The organism is Arthrobacter echini (genome assembly GCF_004803505.1).
Taxonomy (GTDB): domain Bacteria; phylum Actinomycetota; class Actinomycetes; order Actinomycetales; family Micrococcaceae; genus Arthrobacter_D; species Arthrobacter_D echini.
This window is the reverse complement of the sequence record NZ_SSWH01000002.1, coordinates 306,705-324,496: the sequence shown is the minus strand read 5'-3', so window position 1 is coordinate 324,496 and position 17,792 is coordinate 306,705. Positions and strand designations below refer to the sequence as shown.

The following is a 17,792-nucleotide window of genomic DNA, read 5'->3' as shown; positions in this document are numbered from 1 at the left end:
ATTTCTGTCCGTGGCGACTGCGAGAATTGTTGCCATGAAGGACATCGCGGAGGCGGGCTCGGAACAGCTGGGCGCTGTTCTGGATGAGGTCGCGGCTCTGGCGGTGACGGTGAGGGGGAACGCTTCCAGAGCGTTGGAGGTCGTGTCCCGTATCGACAGGTTGTGTGACCGTCTTCAGGGCGTCCGGATGAACCTGCTGCTCGAGGCGCAGCTGAGCGGTGAGCCGGGGCTGAGCGTGGCCGAGCGGCTCCATTCCACGAATCGAGTGTCGCGTTCCTCCTCGCGCCGGGACGTGCGGCTGGCCTGTGATCTGTCGGATCGGTTCCCCCTGATTGCGCAGGCATGGCGCGACGGCGTGGTGTCGGAATCGCAGGCCCGCGCGATCGTCGCAGGGCTGAAGCACCTGCCGGTGGTATTGACTCGACTGCAGCTGGAGGAATGCCAGGCCGAACTGATTGCTTTCGCTGATCGACTGGATCCCGACGAGCTGCGCGTCGTCGCCGAGCGGATGGCCGAGGTGATCGACCCGGAGCGGGCAGAGGCTCTGGAGGCCGGCCGCATCGAGCGCGACGCCCGGATCGCCCACGCGCGGCGCGCTCTGGTGGTGGTGCCGGATCATCACGGGTCAATGCTGATCCGCGGCCAGCTGCCGATTGCCGACGGAGAGTTGTTCCTCACGCAGCTGACTGCTCTGACGCCGTCGGCGGCCTCCTATCGGTTGGCGGGTGAGCTTCCCGACCGGCAGGCACGGAGGGCCGACGCCCTGGTGCGGTGGTGCAGCATCGTCGCCGCCTCCGGGGAGCTCCCCGCCGTGGGTGGGGACCGGCCGCAGGTACTGGTGACCCTCGGGCTGGATGCACTGGTCCAAGGGATGAGGGCGGGCACCGTGCTGGCCTGCGGGGAGCCGCTGTCCGCGGGGGAGGCCAGGCGCCTGTCGTGCGACGCGCACATCACCCCCACCGTGCTGGGCGGGGCCTCGGAGGTGCTGGACGTCGGTCGGACGCACCGGTTCTTCACCAGGCCCATCCGGGCCGCCCTGGTGTTGCGCGATCAGGGATGCGTGTTCCCCGGCTGCGATGCCCCACCTGCCGCGTGCGAGGGTCACCACACGCGGCCGTGGTGGGCCGGCGGGACCACCTGCGTGGCGAACGGGGTTCTGCTGTGCCCGTACCATCATCGACTCGTGGAACCGGATCCGAACAAGTCGGAGCAGGTGCAGTGGCAGGTCCTGATCGACCCCGGAACAGGGTTGCCGTGGTTCGTTCCGCCGCGCCAGATCGACCCGCTGCGTGCCCCGAGACTGCATCATCGGTTCCTGTTGAACGGCACGAGTCCGCCCACAGGCGCCACCGCGGACGTCGGAACCTCACCGGTCTGGCGCAGCTAGCACCACCGACGCCTGCTCGCACAGCCACTCCTCCTTCCGGGCGGTGTGATAATCGGCCTCTACACGTGGTACAGCGACGGCCGCATCCACCGCGAGAGAAATGGAGCCCCCGCCGCGCGCCGATCGCCAGCACCGAGCTGAACCGACGCCTGGCTCGTACCCAGGCGGACTCCGGGCTCCGCCAGGATCTTGCAGTGCTGGCCGGCGACACGACCGACGACCCGGACCCGATTCGCTGATGCCGCCTTTGAGCAGTGGCTTCCTTGACAGCAGTGGCTTCCTTGACAGCAGCGTCTTCCCTGCAGCCGAGTGCGGTCGATGCGTCGAGACACAGCCAGCCCCTGATTCGACAACAGCGTTTTGTCTCAGGCCCGCGCAGCAATGGTCAGGAGCCATTGCGCTACACCCCGCGGGTTGGCCAGCGCGATGAGGTGTCTGCCGGGGAGCTCGTCGGGGATGATGCCCAGCCTTTCGCGAGCGAGGTGGTGCTGGAACTCCGGAGGGAAGAACCGGTCACCGGTGCCGATGAGGCTCCGCACCGGGATGCCCTCCCACCTTCGGGAAGTCACAGGCCTGCCCGAAGGGGGTCTCTGCCGGGCCCCGCTCGTCCGGGGCGCCTGCCAGGATCTCCTCGTGCACGTCGTGCAGGAAATGAGTCGCTTCGGAAAAGCCGCCACGGCGTCCAGCCCGTTCATCGGCGGCTTGCAGGGCGGCAGGCTGACCAGTGTTCTCCCACCATCGACCCGGCGTCTCCCCTGGCACGGGCACCATGGCGTTGATCAACGCCACGAGCCGGACGGGTCTGCGCGTGGCGACGACCGGTGCCGTGAATGCGCCCATCGAGTGGGCTGCGAGTACGACGTCCGTCCGCTCGCCGACAGCGAGGTCGACGGCCTGAGCGTATTCAGGCAGGCCCAGGGATGGATCGTCTTCCGGGATGTCGACAGCAATGGCCTCGTGTCCGGCGATCTCCAGCTCCGGGACGACAAGGTGCCAGTACCAGGCGGCTCCGCCACCCCCTGGAATGAGTACGAACGTGGCCATGTCTCCTCCTGACAGCTGATGTCACTGCGATTTCCGGGCGGTTCCCGGTACGAGGTCAGGTCCACCGGAAGATCCGGGCCGCGATCGGGTAGAGCACCATGGTCCAGCCGGCGAGCACGACGAGTTGCAGCGCGGGGACCTCGGTGGCGAACCAGGCGGAGTTCAGGGCCTGGCTGACGGCCCCCGCCGGCGTCCAGGTGGCGATCGTCTGCGCCCACTCGGGCATGAGGGGACCGGGGGTCCACATGCCTGCCAGGAACAGCAGCGGGAAGTACAGCAGCATCCCGACACCGGAGGCGGCGGTGCCGGTACGGACGCGGGCCGCCACGAGCAGGCCCAGCCCGAAGACCGCGACGGCACCGAGGACGAGGGCGAAGCCGGCGACGGCGAGCTGGCGGGGCGCGGGGGAACCGAAGACCATCGCCGCGATGGAGAGGGCCAGGACCGCCGCGACCAGGAACGCACCCACGTTGATGGCCACCTGGACGATCAACAGGGACGCGGGCCTGGCGGGGGTCGTGGAGAGCCGGCGGAGGACCCCGCGTTCACGGTAGGTGGCGATGACCACCGGCAGCGTCGACAGGGCGGGTGTGGCCAGGGCCATGGTCAGCACCGACGGCGTGAACGTCTGGATCATGGGCAGCCCGTCCCACGCCGTGCCGGGAGCGCTGACGGTGGTGCGCATGCCGGGGATGACCAGCCCAGTGCCGACCAGGACGAGGGCCGGGATGAGTAGCGCGAAGGTGGCCGCCGGGCCGTCGCGCAGATACAGGCGCGCCTCGCTGCGCAGCAATTCCACCGTCGCACGGCGGTGACGGGACGCGATCTCCGGCTGTGGTCGGGTACCCCGATGACGCTCGTCGGGGTGCCCGGTGAGGTCGTGATGGTTCTCCTGCGTCATCGCGGACGCCTCTTTCGTGACGGTGTGGAATCAGGGGTGTCATAGGTCGCGGGTCAGGTCGACGAAGACGTCGTCGAGACTGCGCGTACGGATTCGGGCAGGTACGACGCCGGCGTCGACCAGCGCCGTCAGCGCGGCGGTGAGCTCGCGCGGTCCGCCGGTGACCTCGAGACGTCCGGGTCCCGTCCGGACGTGTGTGCCGAGCGCGGCAGCGACGTGCGGGGCGTCCGCCTGTGCAGCGGTGTCGGAGAGGTCGATCACATAGGTGGTGGCGCTGTCACCGGAGACCAGCTCGCGTGGCCGGCCGGTGGCCTGCACCCTGCCGTGGTTGATGACGGCGAGGTGGTCACAGAGGTGTTCGGCCTCGTCCATGTAGTGCGTGACCAGCACGATGGTGACGCCGCGACGCCGGATCTGCTCGATCAGCTCCCAGGTATTCCGGCGGGCCTGCGGATCCAGGCCCGTGGTCAGCTCGTCGAGGACTGCGATCCGGGGGTTGCCCACCAGCGCCAGCGCGATCGAGAGCCGTTGCTGCTGGCCGCCGGAGAGCTCCGCGAAGGCGGTCCGCCGCTGTTCGGTCAGACCCAGCAGGTCCATCAGGTCGTCGGTATCGGCGGGGCCGGCGTAGAAGGAGGCGTACAGCTCGAGTGCCTCGCTCACGCGCAATCTGGTCGGGAGGCGGACCTGCTGGAGCTGTATCCCGACGAGTTCACGCACCCGGGCGGTTTCGCGGTGCGGGTCGAGCCCGAGCACTCGGATCCGGCCGGCGTCGACGGGTGTCAGGCCCACCATGGCCTCCACCGTCGTGGTCTTCCCCGCGCCGTTGGGCCCCAGGATGCCGAAGATCTCTCCCTCCTCGACGCGCAGGGACACGTCATCGACGGCGACGGTCCGTCCGTAGGTCTTGTGCAGGTGATCGATCTCGATCACGGCGGCTCCAGCCATGGGTTCGTCCTTCCACGTCGTAGCCCGGTGTTCCTCGATCAGGATCCCGACGGTCTGTTTCCTCAGGTGGCCGGCCGCAGTGCCAGGTCGACGACGTCGACCAGTTGCCGGGTATAGGCCTCCAGATCGAAAGCCGGGTCACCGACGAGCCGACCGGAGGCGGTATCGATGGCGCCTCGGATGAGCACCGCCATCGAGCGGGAGTCGACCTCACCGAAGCGCCCTGTGTCCTTGCCCGCCTGGAGCAGCGACTGCAGATGCGCAAGGACAGGATCCTCTCCGGGGACGGCGAATCTCAGCGAGCCGTCGGGGCTGCGCGCATTGGCGGCGATCTCGACGACAGCGCGGATGTCCGCCAGATTCTCCGCGAGGAAGGACAGATTGGCCTCCAGGTAGCCCCGGATGACGACCGCCGGATCATTCGCATGGCCGATCCGCTCCGCAATGGCCGCGCCCGCCCTGGCGTACACGTCGAACAGCACCTGCCCGAGAAGCTCGTCCTTCCCCGCGAAGTAGTAGGACACCACGCCCTTGCTCACACCTGCTCTTCGTGCGATCTCCGCCAGTGAACTGCCGGAGAACCCCAGCTCCGCCAGGGCCTCGATGGCGCAACGCATGATCTGCGCGCGGCGTGCCTCTTCGGTGAAGGTCCGGGGCCGATCCATCTCGTCTGACCGCATGGTCAGATGTTAGTACGCGCGGATAGTTCAGGGAAGGGGTACGCCACGAACGCTACGACAGCTGACGATGGTCCTGCCGGCACTGCACAGCCGGGGATGCGAGCATCTGCGTCCGGTCCCCTTTGAGGTCGGGGCGGCCGCGGCGCGCCCGTAGGCGTGCCGTCGTCGCGCCTTCTACCGGTGCCTGACACCTTTCCCGGCGAGGACGGCCCGGTATCCCTGACGATAGGTCGGGTAGGTGAAGGAGAAACCCGTGGACCGCAGGAGGCTGCTGTCCACGCGGCGCGCGCCACCACGGGTCGCCGACGTCTCACCGCGCCGCGGGTCGGGCACACCCACCTCGCGCGCGATGAACTGCAGCACCTCGCCGAGATCCACCGGCTCCTCGTCCGCGCCGAGATAGATCTGCTCCGGGGAATCCACCGACGTCACGAGATGCACGATGGCCGCAGCCGCATCGTCACGATGAATGCGATTGGTCCACTGCATCTCGGTCGGGAGCACTGCCGTTCCGTCGGTGACCTGGTCGATCAGCCGTGTGCGTCCGGGCCCGTAGATCCCCGCGAGGCGGAGGACGAGCCCCTGGGCGGGGAGCCGCTCCAGGAGGACCCGCTCGGCCGTTCTGACCTGACGGGCTGTGGGACTCGCGCTCTCCGCAGGCGATTCCTCGGTGACCCAGGCGCCGTCGAAGTCCCCGTACACTGCTGTCGAGGAGACGAAGAGGACACGCCGCGGCCGGACGCCGTCCCGCTCGAGAGCATCGAGGACATTGGCCGTCGCGTCCACATAGGCGCTGCGGTAGGCCTCCTCCGTGCGCTCACCGGCGGCGGTGGCGATGACGACGACGTCGGTGTCCTGCGGGATCGCCGGCAGCTGCTGCGTGAGGTCGGCGGTGACAGGTTCGATCCCGGCGGGCAGGTGGTGAGGGGAGCGCCGCCAGCCGATCACGCGTTCACCCCGGGCCGCCATCCGCAGCCCCACCTCGGTCCCCAGATCGCCACAGCCCGCTATCAGTACCGTCATCACGTGTTCCGTCCTCTGTCGGCTGCGGTCGCCCTGGCCGTGCCGAGGTCAGTCTAGGTGTCGTACCGACTGGATCGATCGAACCGGTCTCCCACCCGTGCTCACCTCGGAGGGCTCCCGCCCGTAGACTGGCCCGCGACCGAGCCGGACGCATCCGGGTACAGCGCATGAGGGACACCAGGGGGAATGCATGGGACGCACGAGATCCGTAGCGGACAGCGTGGTGATCGACCGATCACCGTCGGAGCTGTACGGGATGATCGGCGATGTCACGAGAATGGGTGAGTGGAGCCCCGAGAACAAGGGGGCTACGCGCCGGCGCGAGGGCGCAGCCGAGGTGGGGGACGAGTTCATCGGTTCGAATACGCGCGGCCGGGTCAGCTGGAGCACGCTCTGCACCGTCACCCGTGCGGAGCCGGGCCGGGTCTTCGCCTTCCGCGTGCATGAGATCGGCGGGCCGAAGCGACGGCTTCCTGCGCGGATCGCCTCCTGGCAGTACACCTTCGAGGACCACGACGGCGGGACCCTCGTCACCGAGACGTGGACCGACGACAGGCCCTGGCCCGACGTCGTCGCCCGGGTCTTCGACTCCGCCGTCACCGGAGGCAGGACCTTCGCGGACTTCCAGCGCGGCAACATCCGCCGCACCCTCCGGAAGCTGAAGGTGGTCGCCGAAGCCGACGTCGTGCGTTGACCTGGCCGGGGCGGCGCATCTAGTCGCGCATGCGCACCGCGGTCTCGCGCAGATAGAGGTCCACCCGGGAGTAGGCGTCGCGGGTCAGCGCTTTCCAGAGTTCCGCGGCGAGCCGGGGATCCTCCTCCTCGATCTCCTCGATGGTCTGCGCGGTCAGGACGTCGACGCGCGTGCGTTCCAGCGCCTTGACGGTGGTCTCCTGGCGATCGTCACTGCCGAGGGCCAGCTCGCCGAACGTCATACCGGCACTGAGAGTGCTCAGCCTCAGGCGCTCGCCGGTGGGGCCGGGCGCCGACGTGAGGATCTTCCCGGCGAGAATGAAGAACACGCCGCCGAAGGACTGTCCGACACGACGGACCACCTGGCCCTTCTCGTAGATGCGCTCCTCCATGCGATGGGTCAGGGCGGCGAGGTGCGCGGGCTTGAGAGGGCTCAGCGCCACGCACTGGCCCACCTCGACCTCGGTCGGCAGGACCAGATGTTCTCCGTACCGGGCGATGAGCTCGTTCTCGCACCACTCGACGGCCGCGGTGCGCGTGTCGAACGTGGGCACCGGGCGTTCCACGTCCCTGAACGTCTCGGCGAGGGTGTTCTCGCGGTCGATCAGGACGAGCTCGCAGCCCGAGTCGAGGAGATTCTCCCGGGCCTCGCCGAGCAGACGGAGGGAGACGTCGGCGACCTCGTCCACGCGGCGCAGGTCCAGGATCACGTAGGCGACGTCCTCGGCCAGACTGCTCAGTTCCCGCACCATGGATTCCGTGCCGGCGAACAGGAGATCTCCGTTGAGTTCGATGACCATGGCCCGGTGCCCCTCCTCGCGCAGGACCTCGACGGCCTCGTCCGCGCGCCGGATACCCGACGGTGCGGCCGTGATGTCGTAGCTGGCACGGATGGCCGAGCGTCCGGCACGGGCTGCACGGACGAAATGCAGCTCCATGTCCCTGGACAGTCGCTGGCTCGTCGCAACGCCGCGAACGCTGTTGCCGTGGTCGTCGAGGGGAGGGGAGTAGACGGCCAGGCCCACCTGGCCGGGCAGGACGGCGATGGTCCCGCCGCCCACGCCGCTCTTGGCCGGCATACCCACCGAGGTGAGCCAGGCACCGGCGTCGTCGTACATGCCGCACGTGGTCATGACGGAGAGGACGCGCTCGACCGGGAGGAGATCCATGACCTGGACACCCGTCATCGGGTTGCGGCCCGAGTTGGCGAGCGTCGCTGCCATCACCGACAGGTCCATGCAGTTGACCATGACCGAGCACTGCCTGAAGTAGTCCTCGACCACGGGCGTCGGGTCGTTCTCGATGATCTCGAAGGAGCGCAGGAGATAGGCCAGTGCCCGGTTCCGGTGGCCGTGGTCGAGCTCGGACCGGTAGATCTCCTCGTCGACGCCGAGCTGCCTGCCGGCGAACTGCGAGTACAGGTTCGCGATGCGCTTGAACCGGGTGTTACCTCCGCGGGAGCGGATCAGCGAGGTCGCCGTCAGGGCACCGGCGTTGATCATCGCGTTCGAGGGACGCCCCGTGCCCGGGGCGAGCGAGATCTCGTTGAAGGCATCCCCGGAGGGTTCGACGTCGACCTTGGCGTCGACGGCGTCCATCCCGAGATCGGACAGGGCCAGTCCGTAGGTGAAGGGCTTGGAGATCGACTGGATCGTGAACTCCTCACGCGTGTCCCCGACCTCGTACATGTAGCCGTCCACGGTGGTGAGGCAGATACCGAAATTGTCGGGGTTGACCGAGGCCATCGCCGGGATGGTGCTGTAGGGCTTGCCGTCCCGTAGGTCGGAGATCTCCTCATGGATGATTCTCAGGTAGTTCTCGATCGGAGATTCCATGCTCTCCAGCGTAGGGTGCTGGACGGCGCGCTCCTGCCGTTCCTCTGCCGCGTGCGGCTCAGCGCTGCTGGGCTCAGCGCTGCCGAACGGGCATGTCTCCCGCGTCATGACACAGAACATCTAGGGTTGGAGGATGGCAGCTGTGGGGGAAGCGCTCGAGGCCGATCGGCTTCTCGTGGGGTACGCGGGACGTCCGGTGTGCGGGGAGGTCTCCTTCCGGATGATGCCGGGCGAGGTCCTGGCGGTGGTGGGATTCAACGGTGCCGGGAAGTCCACCGTGGCACGTACGGTAGCCGGGCGGCAGGAGCCACTGGCAGGGGAGCTGCGTGTGCTGGGCCTGCCGGTGATGCCCGATTCTGCCGGGTTCCGGCGTCAGGTCGCGGTATTGTTCGACGAGGACGTGTTCTTTCCTTCCCTGACGATCCGGGAGCATCTGCTGCTGGTGGCGCGGGGCCATTCGCTCGGCTCTCCGGAGGAAGCAGTCGATGCGGAGCTGGGGTTCTTCGGTCTTGAGGACAAGGCAGGCGTCGTACCCGACGTGGTGTCGTCGGGACAGCGCAGGCGCCTGCTGCTTGCCGCCGCCTTCATCCGCCCGTCGTCCCTGCTGATCCTCGATGAGCCGGAACAGCGTCTGGACCCGGTGATGCGCGAGGGGCTGGCAGAACGCATCCGGCAGCGGGCCGACGCCGGGACCGCCGTCGTCCTGGTCACGCACGACCCCCGACTGCTCGTACAGGCAGCAACGGCCTGCCTGGTGATCGACGAGGTCGTGGAGCAGGTCGACACCGAGCGGGGAGCGCAGTTCATTGCGGGTTCCTGAGTCAGCTCGCCGCTCCTCGGGGTCGTCGTCCTCCGATGGGCCTTCGCAGCTCCTGACCCGGGAGATCGTCGACTTCACGCGGTCCGCCTCCCGGCAGTACCACAGGGCTCATACCTCGGCGCGCGATGTGTTCGTCGACGTCTACTCGAACGCGCTCGCCCTCGGGGTCGTCCTGATGATCGCCGTCTCGTTCGTCCTCACCCTTCGCGATGAGCTGGCAGGACGGAGTCTCGGCGACACGGATCTGGTGGCGGCACGCTGGCAGGTGGTGCCCGCCGATGTCGTCTGGCTGGTCCTGACCTGTCTGGCCCTGGTCGGCATCATGTCGCTGGCCCGCCGTCTGGGGCCCGTTACGGTGACCAGGGCCGAAGGAGCTTGGTGGCTGCCCCTGCCGATCGGGCGTGGGCGCATGGTCCTACCGGCCTTCCGCAGGCGGCTCATGGCCTCGGGTGGCATCGCCTTCCTGGCCTACGTTCCCTTCAGTGTCCTGACGTCGCCCGACCGCTCACCGACGGTGCACGCGAGTTCGGCGCTGGTCTTCGGCGTCGGGGCCGTCCTCGCCGTGGCCGGTGCGGCGATCCTGCAACTACGGCCCTCGGCTTCACCCACACCGCGGACCTGGATCGTCCTCGGGCTCGTCCCCGTGGCCCTCCTGCCCTTCCTGACGGCCACTGCCTGGCCCCTTGTGCTGGTGCTCATCACGGCCGCAGTTCTCCTCGCCCAGGTGATACCCCGCGTCGGTGACGTGCCCGGCGTCGAGCTCCAGCGAGGCGGCGCTGTCTCCGGACACGCCGCGGCCTCCATCTTCTTCGTCGACACCAATGAGCTGCGGCGTGCCCTCACATCACCGCCACGCCACAGTGCCAGCCGGCGCGGACGTCGGTACTACGCACGCCCCACCCATTCGGCCGTCGCGGCGCTCGTGCGCGCGGACGTCGTGGCGTTTCTCCGTCTGCAGCCCCTGCCCATCGCCGCGCTGACGTGGTGGGGCATCTGCCTGGGCCTGGCCCTGCTCACGCCGGCTCTTCCCGTGGTCGTCGTGCTCGGCGTCGTCCTCGTTGCCGGCTGCAGCGTGAGCGCGGGGACCGGGACAGTTGCCCGGCGCATCGCGGTCGTCGCCGAGCTCGACACGCTTCTGCCCATCAGCCCGTTCCTGGTCCGGTGCAGCAGAATACTCATGCCCGCCCTGGCCATGGTGCTGTGGATGGGTGCACTGGTCGCCGTGCTCGTCGGGCTGGGCGCCGGACCCGCGTCCCTCGTCCTGCTGGGCGTCATCGCAGGCCCTGGTATGGGAGCAGGAGCAGTGCGGGCTGCGACGCGTCCGCCGACGGACTGGAGCACGCCGCCCGTGGAGACGCCGTTCGGACCCGTACCCCAGGGTCAGGCGGCATCACTCCTGAGTGGCACGGACATCACCGTCGTGGCGATGATCCCGATCCTGCTCGCCCTCTACCTCGGAGCTGTTCACCCCTGGCTCCTCATTGCGCAGGTCATCGCGAGCGCGGTTGCCGTCCTCGTACAGGCATCCGCCCGCTGAAGAACTCCTAGCCTGTTGTCCCGGTCCTCCGGAGGTATCCGGTGAACTCCCGGTCCTCGAGCGGGTCCATGCGGGCGACGACAAGCCCTGCGGACCGGGCGAGATCCACGAACTGGTCGGGATCGTGCCAGTGGATGGTCCACACGCGGTCCACCCGTTCCATCTGATCGTCCCTCTGCAGCTCGTAGCGCGTGTGGGTCCGGCGCGTTCGGAGAGTGCTGCTGTCGTACTCCTCGGACTCGATCGTGTAGCGGGCCAGCGCCCCGTCGGCGGTCCTTGCTTCGCGCACGCGACCGAACTCCTCGGCCGGGGTAGGCTCCGGGATCCAGAGCGGCACCATGGCCCGCCCGTCCGGATGAAGATGAGCGGCGATGCCTTGCAGGGTCCGGTACGCGGCGTCGTCGTCGGGAAGCAGGGTGAACGTCGGTCCGACCAGATAGATCGCCCGGTAGGTGCGGGGCAAGGCCAGCTCCTGCATCGGCTGGCAGTAGGTGCGCACCTGCAGACCTTCCGCATCGGCGCGTGCGTGGCAGCGATCGAGCATGTCCTGCGACGAGTCGACGCCGTCGACGTCGACACCGCGCCGAAGGAGCTCGAAGAACGGCCCGTCGTCGCCGCACCCGAGCTCGAGCGCTGGTTGCCCCGCCTGTCCGACGAACTCGACGTAGCGGGCGGCGTCGAAGGTGGTGCCCCGCAGCGCGGTGTAGATTTCGGGGACGATCCCGGTATAGAAGTCTGAGGCGCTCACGCGCGATGTGTCCTGAGCAGCACGCGATTCAGTGTAGTGAGTCCGCAACGGTCGGTGACTGACCTGCGTACGCTGAGCACAACGAGGGACTGAACCATGTCAGGGATCACTGTTCCTGCCGGAACCCGCGCTGTGGTGTTCGACGTCGTGTGTGGGAGCCGCTGGAGTGGCACCTCTCGACGAAGCTCCCCGAATCGACCATGTGGACCTGTGCAGGATGATCACGTACTGATCATCCGCTGAGTGGACAAGCCCGTTCTCCAGGTCGCTGCGTCGGGACCATGCGCCGCAGAGCACATGTCTCAGGGCTTCGGCAACCCAGGCCAGTTCGCATTCGCCGGTCATGTTTCGATCAGGTCGTGCTCGGTGAGCTGCCCCTCGGGTAGGTCTGGGTATGCCAGAGTCATGTCCATGGGCGCATCAACGATGGAGGACCGGCTGCGTGACACTGGTCGGGGCCGTGGCTATCTTCCGGTCGAGAGCTCGGGAGTGCCGTGGATGTTCGATCCCGAGGACCCGACGCTGCAGCATCACGCTGATCATCAGGCCGAGGGACCCGGTGCCCCCGCCGACCATCGGCACTACATCGACGACGCGGCCGGATGCGCCGGGACGCTGGGGACGGAGCTCGGCACGGCCCTGGGTGATGCCCACCTGCACGTGCGTCACGGAGCACAGCACCGAACGGCGAAGACTTCACTCGGAGAGGACGCCGGCGCCGCCTGGGAGACTGCGACGATCGACGGCATCCGCACCGTCCGCATCCGGACACTGGACGGCTCGGACGACGTCGACACCGTGCTCCTAGCCGGAGTGGCGCGTTCCGCCGAGGACTTCGCTCATCAGTACATCGTCGTGGACCTGCGTGGCAATGGTGGAGGAGATGACTCCTACATCACGGACTGGTTCTCACCGTTCATCGCGGAGCCAGCAGGCCCGGCCTGGACCGAACTCGGGATGACCCTCTCGTCCTCCGGTTCTTCCACCGCCTTCTGGAACTACGCGACCTGGTTGAGGCTCAACCATCATCGGGTACCGGAGAGCTTCGAGGCGGAGCACCTACGACCGAAGCAGAACGACAGCATCGAGATCAGACGCGGTCCCGAGCAGACAGCATCCTTCCTGACGGGCTCCGTACAAAGCGGCTCGACGTCCGGTGGCTCAGAGCCATGGGCAGGAAGCATGATCATCGTCATCGACGGCGGGACCGGTTCCTCCGCCGAATCAGCGGCCCTGCTCCTACGGAACCTCGTCGGCGCTGTCATCGTGGGTTCGCCGAGCTACGGAGCCATCGACTACGGCAATCTGGCGCCGTACTTCCTCCCCACGAGCGGCATGGAGATCCATCTGCCGGCACAGGAGAACGACTGGGGAACGAGCATCGACTTCGTGGGTATCCGACCCGACATCCCCCTCCCCGCGGTGAGACCCCTTCGCGAAATCGCTGCGGACTTCCACACCCTTCACGACGCCGGCGCGGCCACCCGACGTCGTCGAGTGGTTTGATGGACACGCCGCCACCCCGCCGGGTGCAGCCCCCGATGATCGGAGCGAAAAGATGCCCCCGCGACCACGCGGCGCCACCCAGGCGCCTCGGCTGTCCCTGCAGCCGCCTCAGAACGTTGCCGTGATAATGGAACCCCACCTGCTCGACGGCGATAATCGGGAGGGGGAGCACTACGAACGGCTAGCCCTCGACGGGCAGGAGCTGGCAGGAATCACCCTGCAGGAATGCGTGCTGGAGGGCGTCTCCATGAACGATACGGAGCTGCGCGGTGCCCGCTTCATCGAGTGCGCCTTCGAGGATCTCTTCGCTCCGGTCCTCCGCGCATCGCGCAGCAGCTGGCGCGAGACCTTCCTGCACAGCACGCGCTGGGGCTCGGCGGAGCTCTATGACAGCCGGTTCGACCGCGTCCATCTCGACGGCGGCAAACTCGACTACGTGAATCTCCGCAGCTCCCGGGTGACCGACGTGCTCCTGACCGGCTGCATCATCGGAGAGCTCGATCTCACCGGGGCGAAGGCTACACGCGTCGCGCTGCGGGACTGCACGGTGGGAACGCTGACGCTCGACGGCGCGCAGCTGGCGGACGTGGATCTGCGCACCAGCAGCTTCCGCAGCATCAACGGGCTCGACGGCCTGCGCGGCGCCACCGTGGACGAGTACCAATTGCAGGTGCTCGCGCCGTATCTCGCGGAGCGCATGGGTCTCCGGATCGAGGGTTGAGCGGCGTCAGGACACCGTCAATCTGCAGGGCGCTTCCTATCTGACTTGTCCACTTCGGCGGCGGGATACCCCGGCCCGCCGGGATACGGCGTACCCGGGGGGTACCCGGGGCCGGGGGGATGCGCAGGACCGGTCGGATGACCTTCCGCGTCGGGTTCGGTCGCCCGATCAGCAGGACCAGTGCTGCGAGCAGGGGCGGTGCCGGATTCAGGGGCGCTGGGAGAGTCAGGGGCAATGCCGGATTCAGGGGCAGGAGCCCTCCCAGGATCGGTCTCGACCGGTCGCGGTGTGGAAATGACTGCGCCCTTCGGCTTTTGCTCAGCCGGAGCCGGAGCCGGCCCGCCAGTAGGACCGGGGCCGTGCTGCACGGAGTCGTACCGCGCCGGATCGTACTGCTCGGGGTTCCAGGACAGGGCCGGGGCCGACGGCTGCACAGGGGCCACCGGCCGGCCGACCGGCGGCATGGACCCACCGGGAAGTGCCCCGGCCCATGCAGGCTGGGAGATCGGCAGGACCGGCGGCGGGGGAACGGAGCGAGTGCGGGAGATCCCGCGCCGATCCGCGAGCCGGACGATGACGGCGGCGGTCGCACCCAGAGTCGCCACGGAGAGGACCAGACCCCCCACTGTTCCCTCGGAGGAGTTGACGTCAGCGAGGCCGAACGCGCCGAGCACGAAGATGGTCATGTTGTTGATCGCGTGGACCGCGATGGCGGCCTCCAGTCCACCCGTGCGCCAGGTGATCCAGCCGGCGACGATGGCGAAGATCGCCACGTCGATCTGGCCCAGCGGATCGTAGCCATGGGCCACGACGAAGAGGGGGACGGGCAGCAGGATCGCGAAGGCAGGATGGCGGAGCCAGCCGCCGATCGTCTGCATGAGGAAGCCGCGGAACACGTACTCCTCCGCCGCGGCCTGGAACGGTACGGCCACGATCGACAGCGCGAGCATGACCAGCAGGACCGACCCGTTCTGGGTCCCGGGCACCGCGAAGGACTCGTCGGGGAAGAAGAAGCCGATCGCGGCGGACACCAGGAGGCTCGCAAGGAACACGGCGAGGGCGACGGCGGCGCAGACGGCGAGCCAACGCCACCGGATCCGGCCGGCCACGGAGGAGAGCAGTCCGATGGGCCGCGGCCCCATGATCAGCACAGCCAGGACGAGGGACGGGATCATGAGGATCAGCGAGACGAGGGTGAACGCGAAGATCACCGGATCGCTGAGGTCGATGGCCAGATCGGCACTCGCGTACTGCTCGATGTCCGTGTTGGTCGCGAAGGCGATGATCGCGGCGACGATGAGCAGCACGATGGTGAAGACAACGTAGATCACGACGCCGAGAAGTGCCGTGACGAGCGGCTTCCACCATCGGTACCGCGGCCAGGAGCGGGCAAGGCGGTGGTACTCGTACTGACGATCGACCTGTTCCATGACTCCTACCGTAGTGCGGATTTCTTCACGTTCTCTGAGGCTGCTGCGCGTCGGTCCTGCCGGTACCGCACATGCCCGGCGACGGTGACGACGGCGGACAGCAGCGCGGAGACGGCGATACCCAGCCAGAGCTCCACCTTCACGGTCAGCGCCCCGACGACGGCGCCCGCGAGGATCAGCGCGATCGCGGAGGACCGCCGCGCCCAGAACGGGCTCGTGCCCCCGGCCAGCCGGGAATCGGAGGCGAGCCCAGTGATGGTGGAGGTGACGACGACGGTGGTGATCTCGGCGACCTTCAGGCGTTTCGCGGTCGCGGCCTGCACACCCATCATGGTCGCAAGGCCCGACGTCGTGATGCTGCCCAGGAGCTCCTCGGCACGAACATCCACGAGTCCGGTGTAGACCGCGACCGCGGCCAGGCCCAGGGTCACCGTCAGGAGGGAACGCGAGGTGTGGGCGGACCATCCCTCGGGTCCCTTGCGCAGGACGCGCCCGGCCAGAGCCGCGCCGACCATGAAGAAGACCAGTGCAAGCGCCGGCCGCAGGATCGGCAGATCGGCCCCACCCACGAAGGCCATGCCGAGGAGCACCACATTGCCGGTCATGTTGCCCGTGAAGACGCGGTCCAGGCCCAGATAGCCCACCGCGTCGATCACGCCCGTGGAGAAGGTCAGGGCGAGCATGAGCCAGAGATGGAGGCGGTCCGTTGCTACCCGATTCTTCTGCACAGTGATTTCCTTCATAAAAAGGCTTGATCTCTTTGTATACGAAGCCTACAGTCTATTCTGCGATTGTATTCAATCTCACCAGAACAGGACAGAAGCAGTTCCCACCCGCCCGTCTGTGAGGAACCCATGCAGCAGCCCACCCGTAGTGCAGTCATCCGCAGGACGTCCGGCACGGCCGCCGGTCTCCTCGCAGCGGCCGCCGTCGCCATCACAGCACTGACCGCCTGCCAGCCCATCCAGCCGCTACCCGCCGCCGAGGACCGTGAGGACGTGACATCCGCGGAGGCCGGCGCTGTCGCAGTCCGGGAGGGTGGGGATCTCGTCATGGCGCTCTCGGCAGAGCCGGACCGACTCGATCCGACGACGTCGTCGTCCCTCTACACGCGTTACGTCATGCAGACCATGTGCCAGAAGCTGTACGACATCGACGCCGAGGGCGAGATCGTCCCGCAGCTGGCGACGGCGCTGCCGGAGGTCTCGGCGGACGGCCTGACCGTGACCATTCCACTGCGCACCGATGCAACGTTCGCCGACGGTGTGCCGTTCGACGCCGAAGCGGTCCGCGCGACCCTCGACCGGCATCTGACCTTCGAGGGCTCCACCCGCAAGGGGGAACTCGGACCGATCACCGACATCCGGGCGGTCGCTCCCTATACGGTCGAGATCAGCTACGAGAAGCCGTTCGCCCCGCTCACCGCGGCCCTGGCCGATCGCGCCGGCATGATGCTCTCGCCCGAGGCCATCGAGGAGAAGGGCGCGGACTTCGGCGACAGCCCCGTCTGTGTGGGCCCGTTCAAGTTCGTCGACCGTGTCCCGCAGACCTCCATCTCGGTGGAGCGGGACCCGCTCTACTACGACCCCGAGAGCGTCCACCTCGACACCATCACGTACCGGATCATCACGGACGCCAACATCAGGGCCGCGAATCTGCGCTCGGGGGACGTGCAGGTCGCCGACACCATCTCACCGCAGGACGTCGACGCGCTCCTGAAGGAGGACGGCGTCGGCGTGCTGCAGGTCGGGTCCCTGGGGTACCAGGCCCTCACGGTGAACGTCGGCAACACCGAGGGTGTGGGAGAACCTCCCGGCACCATCGACACGCCGCTCGCGCAGGAGAAGGCCGTCCGCATGGCCCTGTCCATGTCGGTGGACCGCGATGCCCTCGTGAACACGGTCTTCAACAGCTGGTTCGAGTCGGCGTGCTCGCCCATCTCCCCGGACAGTCCCTTCGCCACCGACCTCAGCGCCGCGTGCCCGCCCTACGATCCCGAGGGCGCGAGGCAACTGCTCGAGGACGCCGGGGTGCAGGTGCCCTATCCCATCGAGATGCAGGTCACCAACACCCCGGACACGCTGCGCTACGCGCAGGCCCTGCAGGCGGCCGTGAGCGACGGCGGCTTCGAGCTGAGCGTGGTGCCGGTGGAGTACTCCACGCTGCTGGACGTGCAGTCCCGCGGCGACTTCGAGGCACTGCAGCTCGGCTGGTCCGGGCGTGTGGACCCGCACGGCAACATGGCCAACTTCCTCTCGACCGGCGGCGGCAACAACTACTCGGGCTACAGCAGCCCCGTCATGGACGAACTCCTCGCCAGTGCCGCACGGATCAACGACGTCGACGAGCGCGCGAAGATCTACGGCGAGGCCGTCGCCCTCCTCCAGGAGGACAATCCGATCATCTACCTCTACCGACAACGCAATCTGACGGCCTACAGCACCGACGTCACCGGTGTGGAGACCTTCACGGACGGCGTGGTGCACCTCAGCGGTGCCGCGTTCGTCGAGAAGGAGAACTGA

16 protein-coding genes and 1 pseudogene are annotated in these 17,792 nt (G+C 68.0%); 7 read left to right on the top strand and 10 right to left on the bottom strand.

All coding sequences use genetic code 11. From position 1 onward, the window contains the following. The first annotated feature begins 34 nt into the window (after positions 1-34). A complete protein-coding gene (locus E8P82_RS03880) occupies positions 35-1,387 on the top strand; it encodes an HNH endonuclease signature motif containing protein (protein ID WP_168796479.1) in 1,353 nt (450 codons plus the stop codon). A 365-nt stretch (positions 1,388-1,752) separates the two neighbouring features. Here the strand turns inward: E8P82_RS03880 and E8P82_RS15550 are convergent, their stop codons facing one another. The 6 genes and pseudogenes from E8P82_RS15550 to E8P82_RS03850 all read right to left on the bottom strand — a co-directional run bounded on the left by E8P82_RS15550 (position 1,753) and on the right by E8P82_RS03850 (position 5,980). Then, entirely contained in the window at positions 1,753-2,082 is a 330-nt protein-coding gene (locus E8P82_RS15550; RefSeq protein WP_342773220.1) for an alpha/beta fold hydrolase, read from the bottom strand. 31 nt (positions 2,083-2,113) lie between these two features. Then, a pseudogene (locus E8P82_RS15545) lies at positions 2,114-2,431 on the bottom strand (alpha/beta fold hydrolase); the annotation flags it as partial. Between the two features lie 55 nt (positions 2,432-2,486). Continuing rightward, entirely contained in the window at positions 2,487-3,332 is an 846-nt protein-coding gene (locus E8P82_RS03865; RefSeq protein WP_136453165.1) for an ABC transporter permease, read from the bottom strand. Positions 3,333-3,371: 39 nt separating this feature from the next. Next, the gene (locus E8P82_RS03860; protein WP_136453164.1) at positions 3,372-4,277 is read right to left on the bottom strand and encodes an ABC transporter ATP-binding protein; all 906 of its coding nucleotides are present in this window, start codon (positions 4,275-4,277) and stop codon (positions 3,372-3,374) included. Between the two features lie 62 nt (positions 4,278-4,339). Further along, complete coding sequence (locus E8P82_RS03855; protein ID WP_136453163.1) at positions 4,340-4,957, bottom strand: TetR/AcrR family transcriptional regulator; 618 nt, start codon at positions 4,955-4,957, stop codon at positions 4,340-4,342. Positions 4,958-5,131: 174 nt separating this feature from the next. Next, positions 5,132-5,980: an NAD-dependent epimerase/dehydratase family protein gene (locus E8P82_RS03850; RefSeq protein WP_136453162.1), complete on the bottom strand. Its 849-nt coding sequence runs from the start codon at positions 5,978-5,980 to the stop codon at positions 5,132-5,134. A 190-nt stretch (positions 5,981-6,170) separates the two neighbouring features. Between E8P82_RS03850 and E8P82_RS03845 the strand changes: the two genes are divergently transcribed. Continuing rightward, complete coding sequence (locus E8P82_RS03845) at positions 6,171-6,674, top strand: SRPBCC family protein (protein ID WP_136453161.1); 504 nt, start codon at positions 6,171-6,173, stop codon at positions 6,672-6,674. A 19-nt stretch (positions 6,675-6,693) separates the two neighbouring features. Here E8P82_RS03845 and glsA read toward each other — a convergent pair whose 3' ends face one another. Then, on the bottom strand, positions 6,694-8,508 hold the full coding sequence (glsA, locus tag E8P82_RS03840) for a glutaminase A (RefSeq protein ID WP_136453160.1): 1,815 nt from the start codon (positions 8,506-8,508) through the stop codon (positions 6,694-6,696). A gap of 133 nt (positions 8,509-8,641) precedes the next feature. Here glsA and E8P82_RS03835 point away from each other — a divergent pair, with 133 nt between their 5' ends. Together E8P82_RS03835 and E8P82_RS03830 are read left to right on the top strand one after the other, a co-directional pair. Next, complete coding sequence (locus tag E8P82_RS03835) at positions 8,642-9,328, top strand: ABC transporter ATP-binding protein (protein WP_246020928.1); 687 nt, start codon at positions 8,642-8,644, stop codon at positions 9,326-9,328. Then, positions 9,315-10,865, top strand: a complete 1,551-nt coding sequence (locus tag E8P82_RS03830; protein WP_136453159.1) for a DUF6297 family protein — start codon at positions 9,315-9,317, stop codon at positions 10,863-10,865. Before E8P82_RS03835 ends, E8P82_RS03830 begins: the two co-directional genes overlap by 14 nt. 7 nt (positions 10,866-10,872) lie before the next feature. Here E8P82_RS03830 and E8P82_RS03825 read toward each other — a convergent pair whose 3' ends face one another. Then, entirely contained in the window at positions 10,873-11,613 is a 741-nt protein-coding gene (locus E8P82_RS03825; RefSeq protein ID WP_136453158.1) for a class I SAM-dependent methyltransferase, read from the bottom strand. Between the two features lie 411 nt (positions 11,614-12,024). Here E8P82_RS03825 and E8P82_RS03820 point away from each other — a divergent pair, with 411 nt between their 5' ends. Next, positions 12,025-13,119, top strand: a complete 1,095-nt coding sequence (locus E8P82_RS03820) for a S41 family peptidase (RefSeq protein ID WP_168796478.1) — start codon at positions 12,025-12,027, stop codon at positions 13,117-13,119. Positions 13,120-13,246: 127 nt separating this feature from the next. Further along, the gene (locus E8P82_RS03815) at positions 13,247-13,840 is read left to right on the top strand and encodes a pentapeptide repeat-containing protein (RefSeq protein ID WP_281275770.1); all 594 of its coding nucleotides are present in this window, start codon (positions 13,247-13,249) and stop codon (positions 13,838-13,840) included. A gap of 17 nt (positions 13,841-13,857) precedes the next feature. Here E8P82_RS03815 and E8P82_RS03810 read toward each other — a convergent pair whose 3' ends face one another. Beyond that, positions 13,858-15,270 (bottom strand): CPBP family intramembrane glutamic endopeptidase, encoded by a 1,413-nt coding sequence (locus E8P82_RS03810; protein ID WP_136453155.1) that lies wholly within the window; start codon positions 15,268-15,270, stop codon positions 13,858-13,860. A gap of 5 nt (positions 15,271-15,275) precedes the next feature. After that, complete coding sequence (locus E8P82_RS03805) at positions 15,276-16,013, bottom strand: YoaK family protein (RefSeq protein ID WP_168796476.1); 738 nt, start codon at positions 16,011-16,013, stop codon at positions 15,276-15,278. A gap of 111 nt (positions 16,014-16,124) precedes the next feature. On the opposite strand from E8P82_RS03805, the gene E8P82_RS03800 reads away from it, so the two are divergent. Continuing rightward, positions 16,125-17,792 carry an ABC transporter substrate-binding protein gene (locus E8P82_RS03800; protein ID WP_136453153.1) on the top strand — a complete coding sequence of 556 codons (1,668 nt, stop codon included), beginning with the start codon at positions 16,125-16,127 and terminating at the stop codon, positions 17,790-17,792.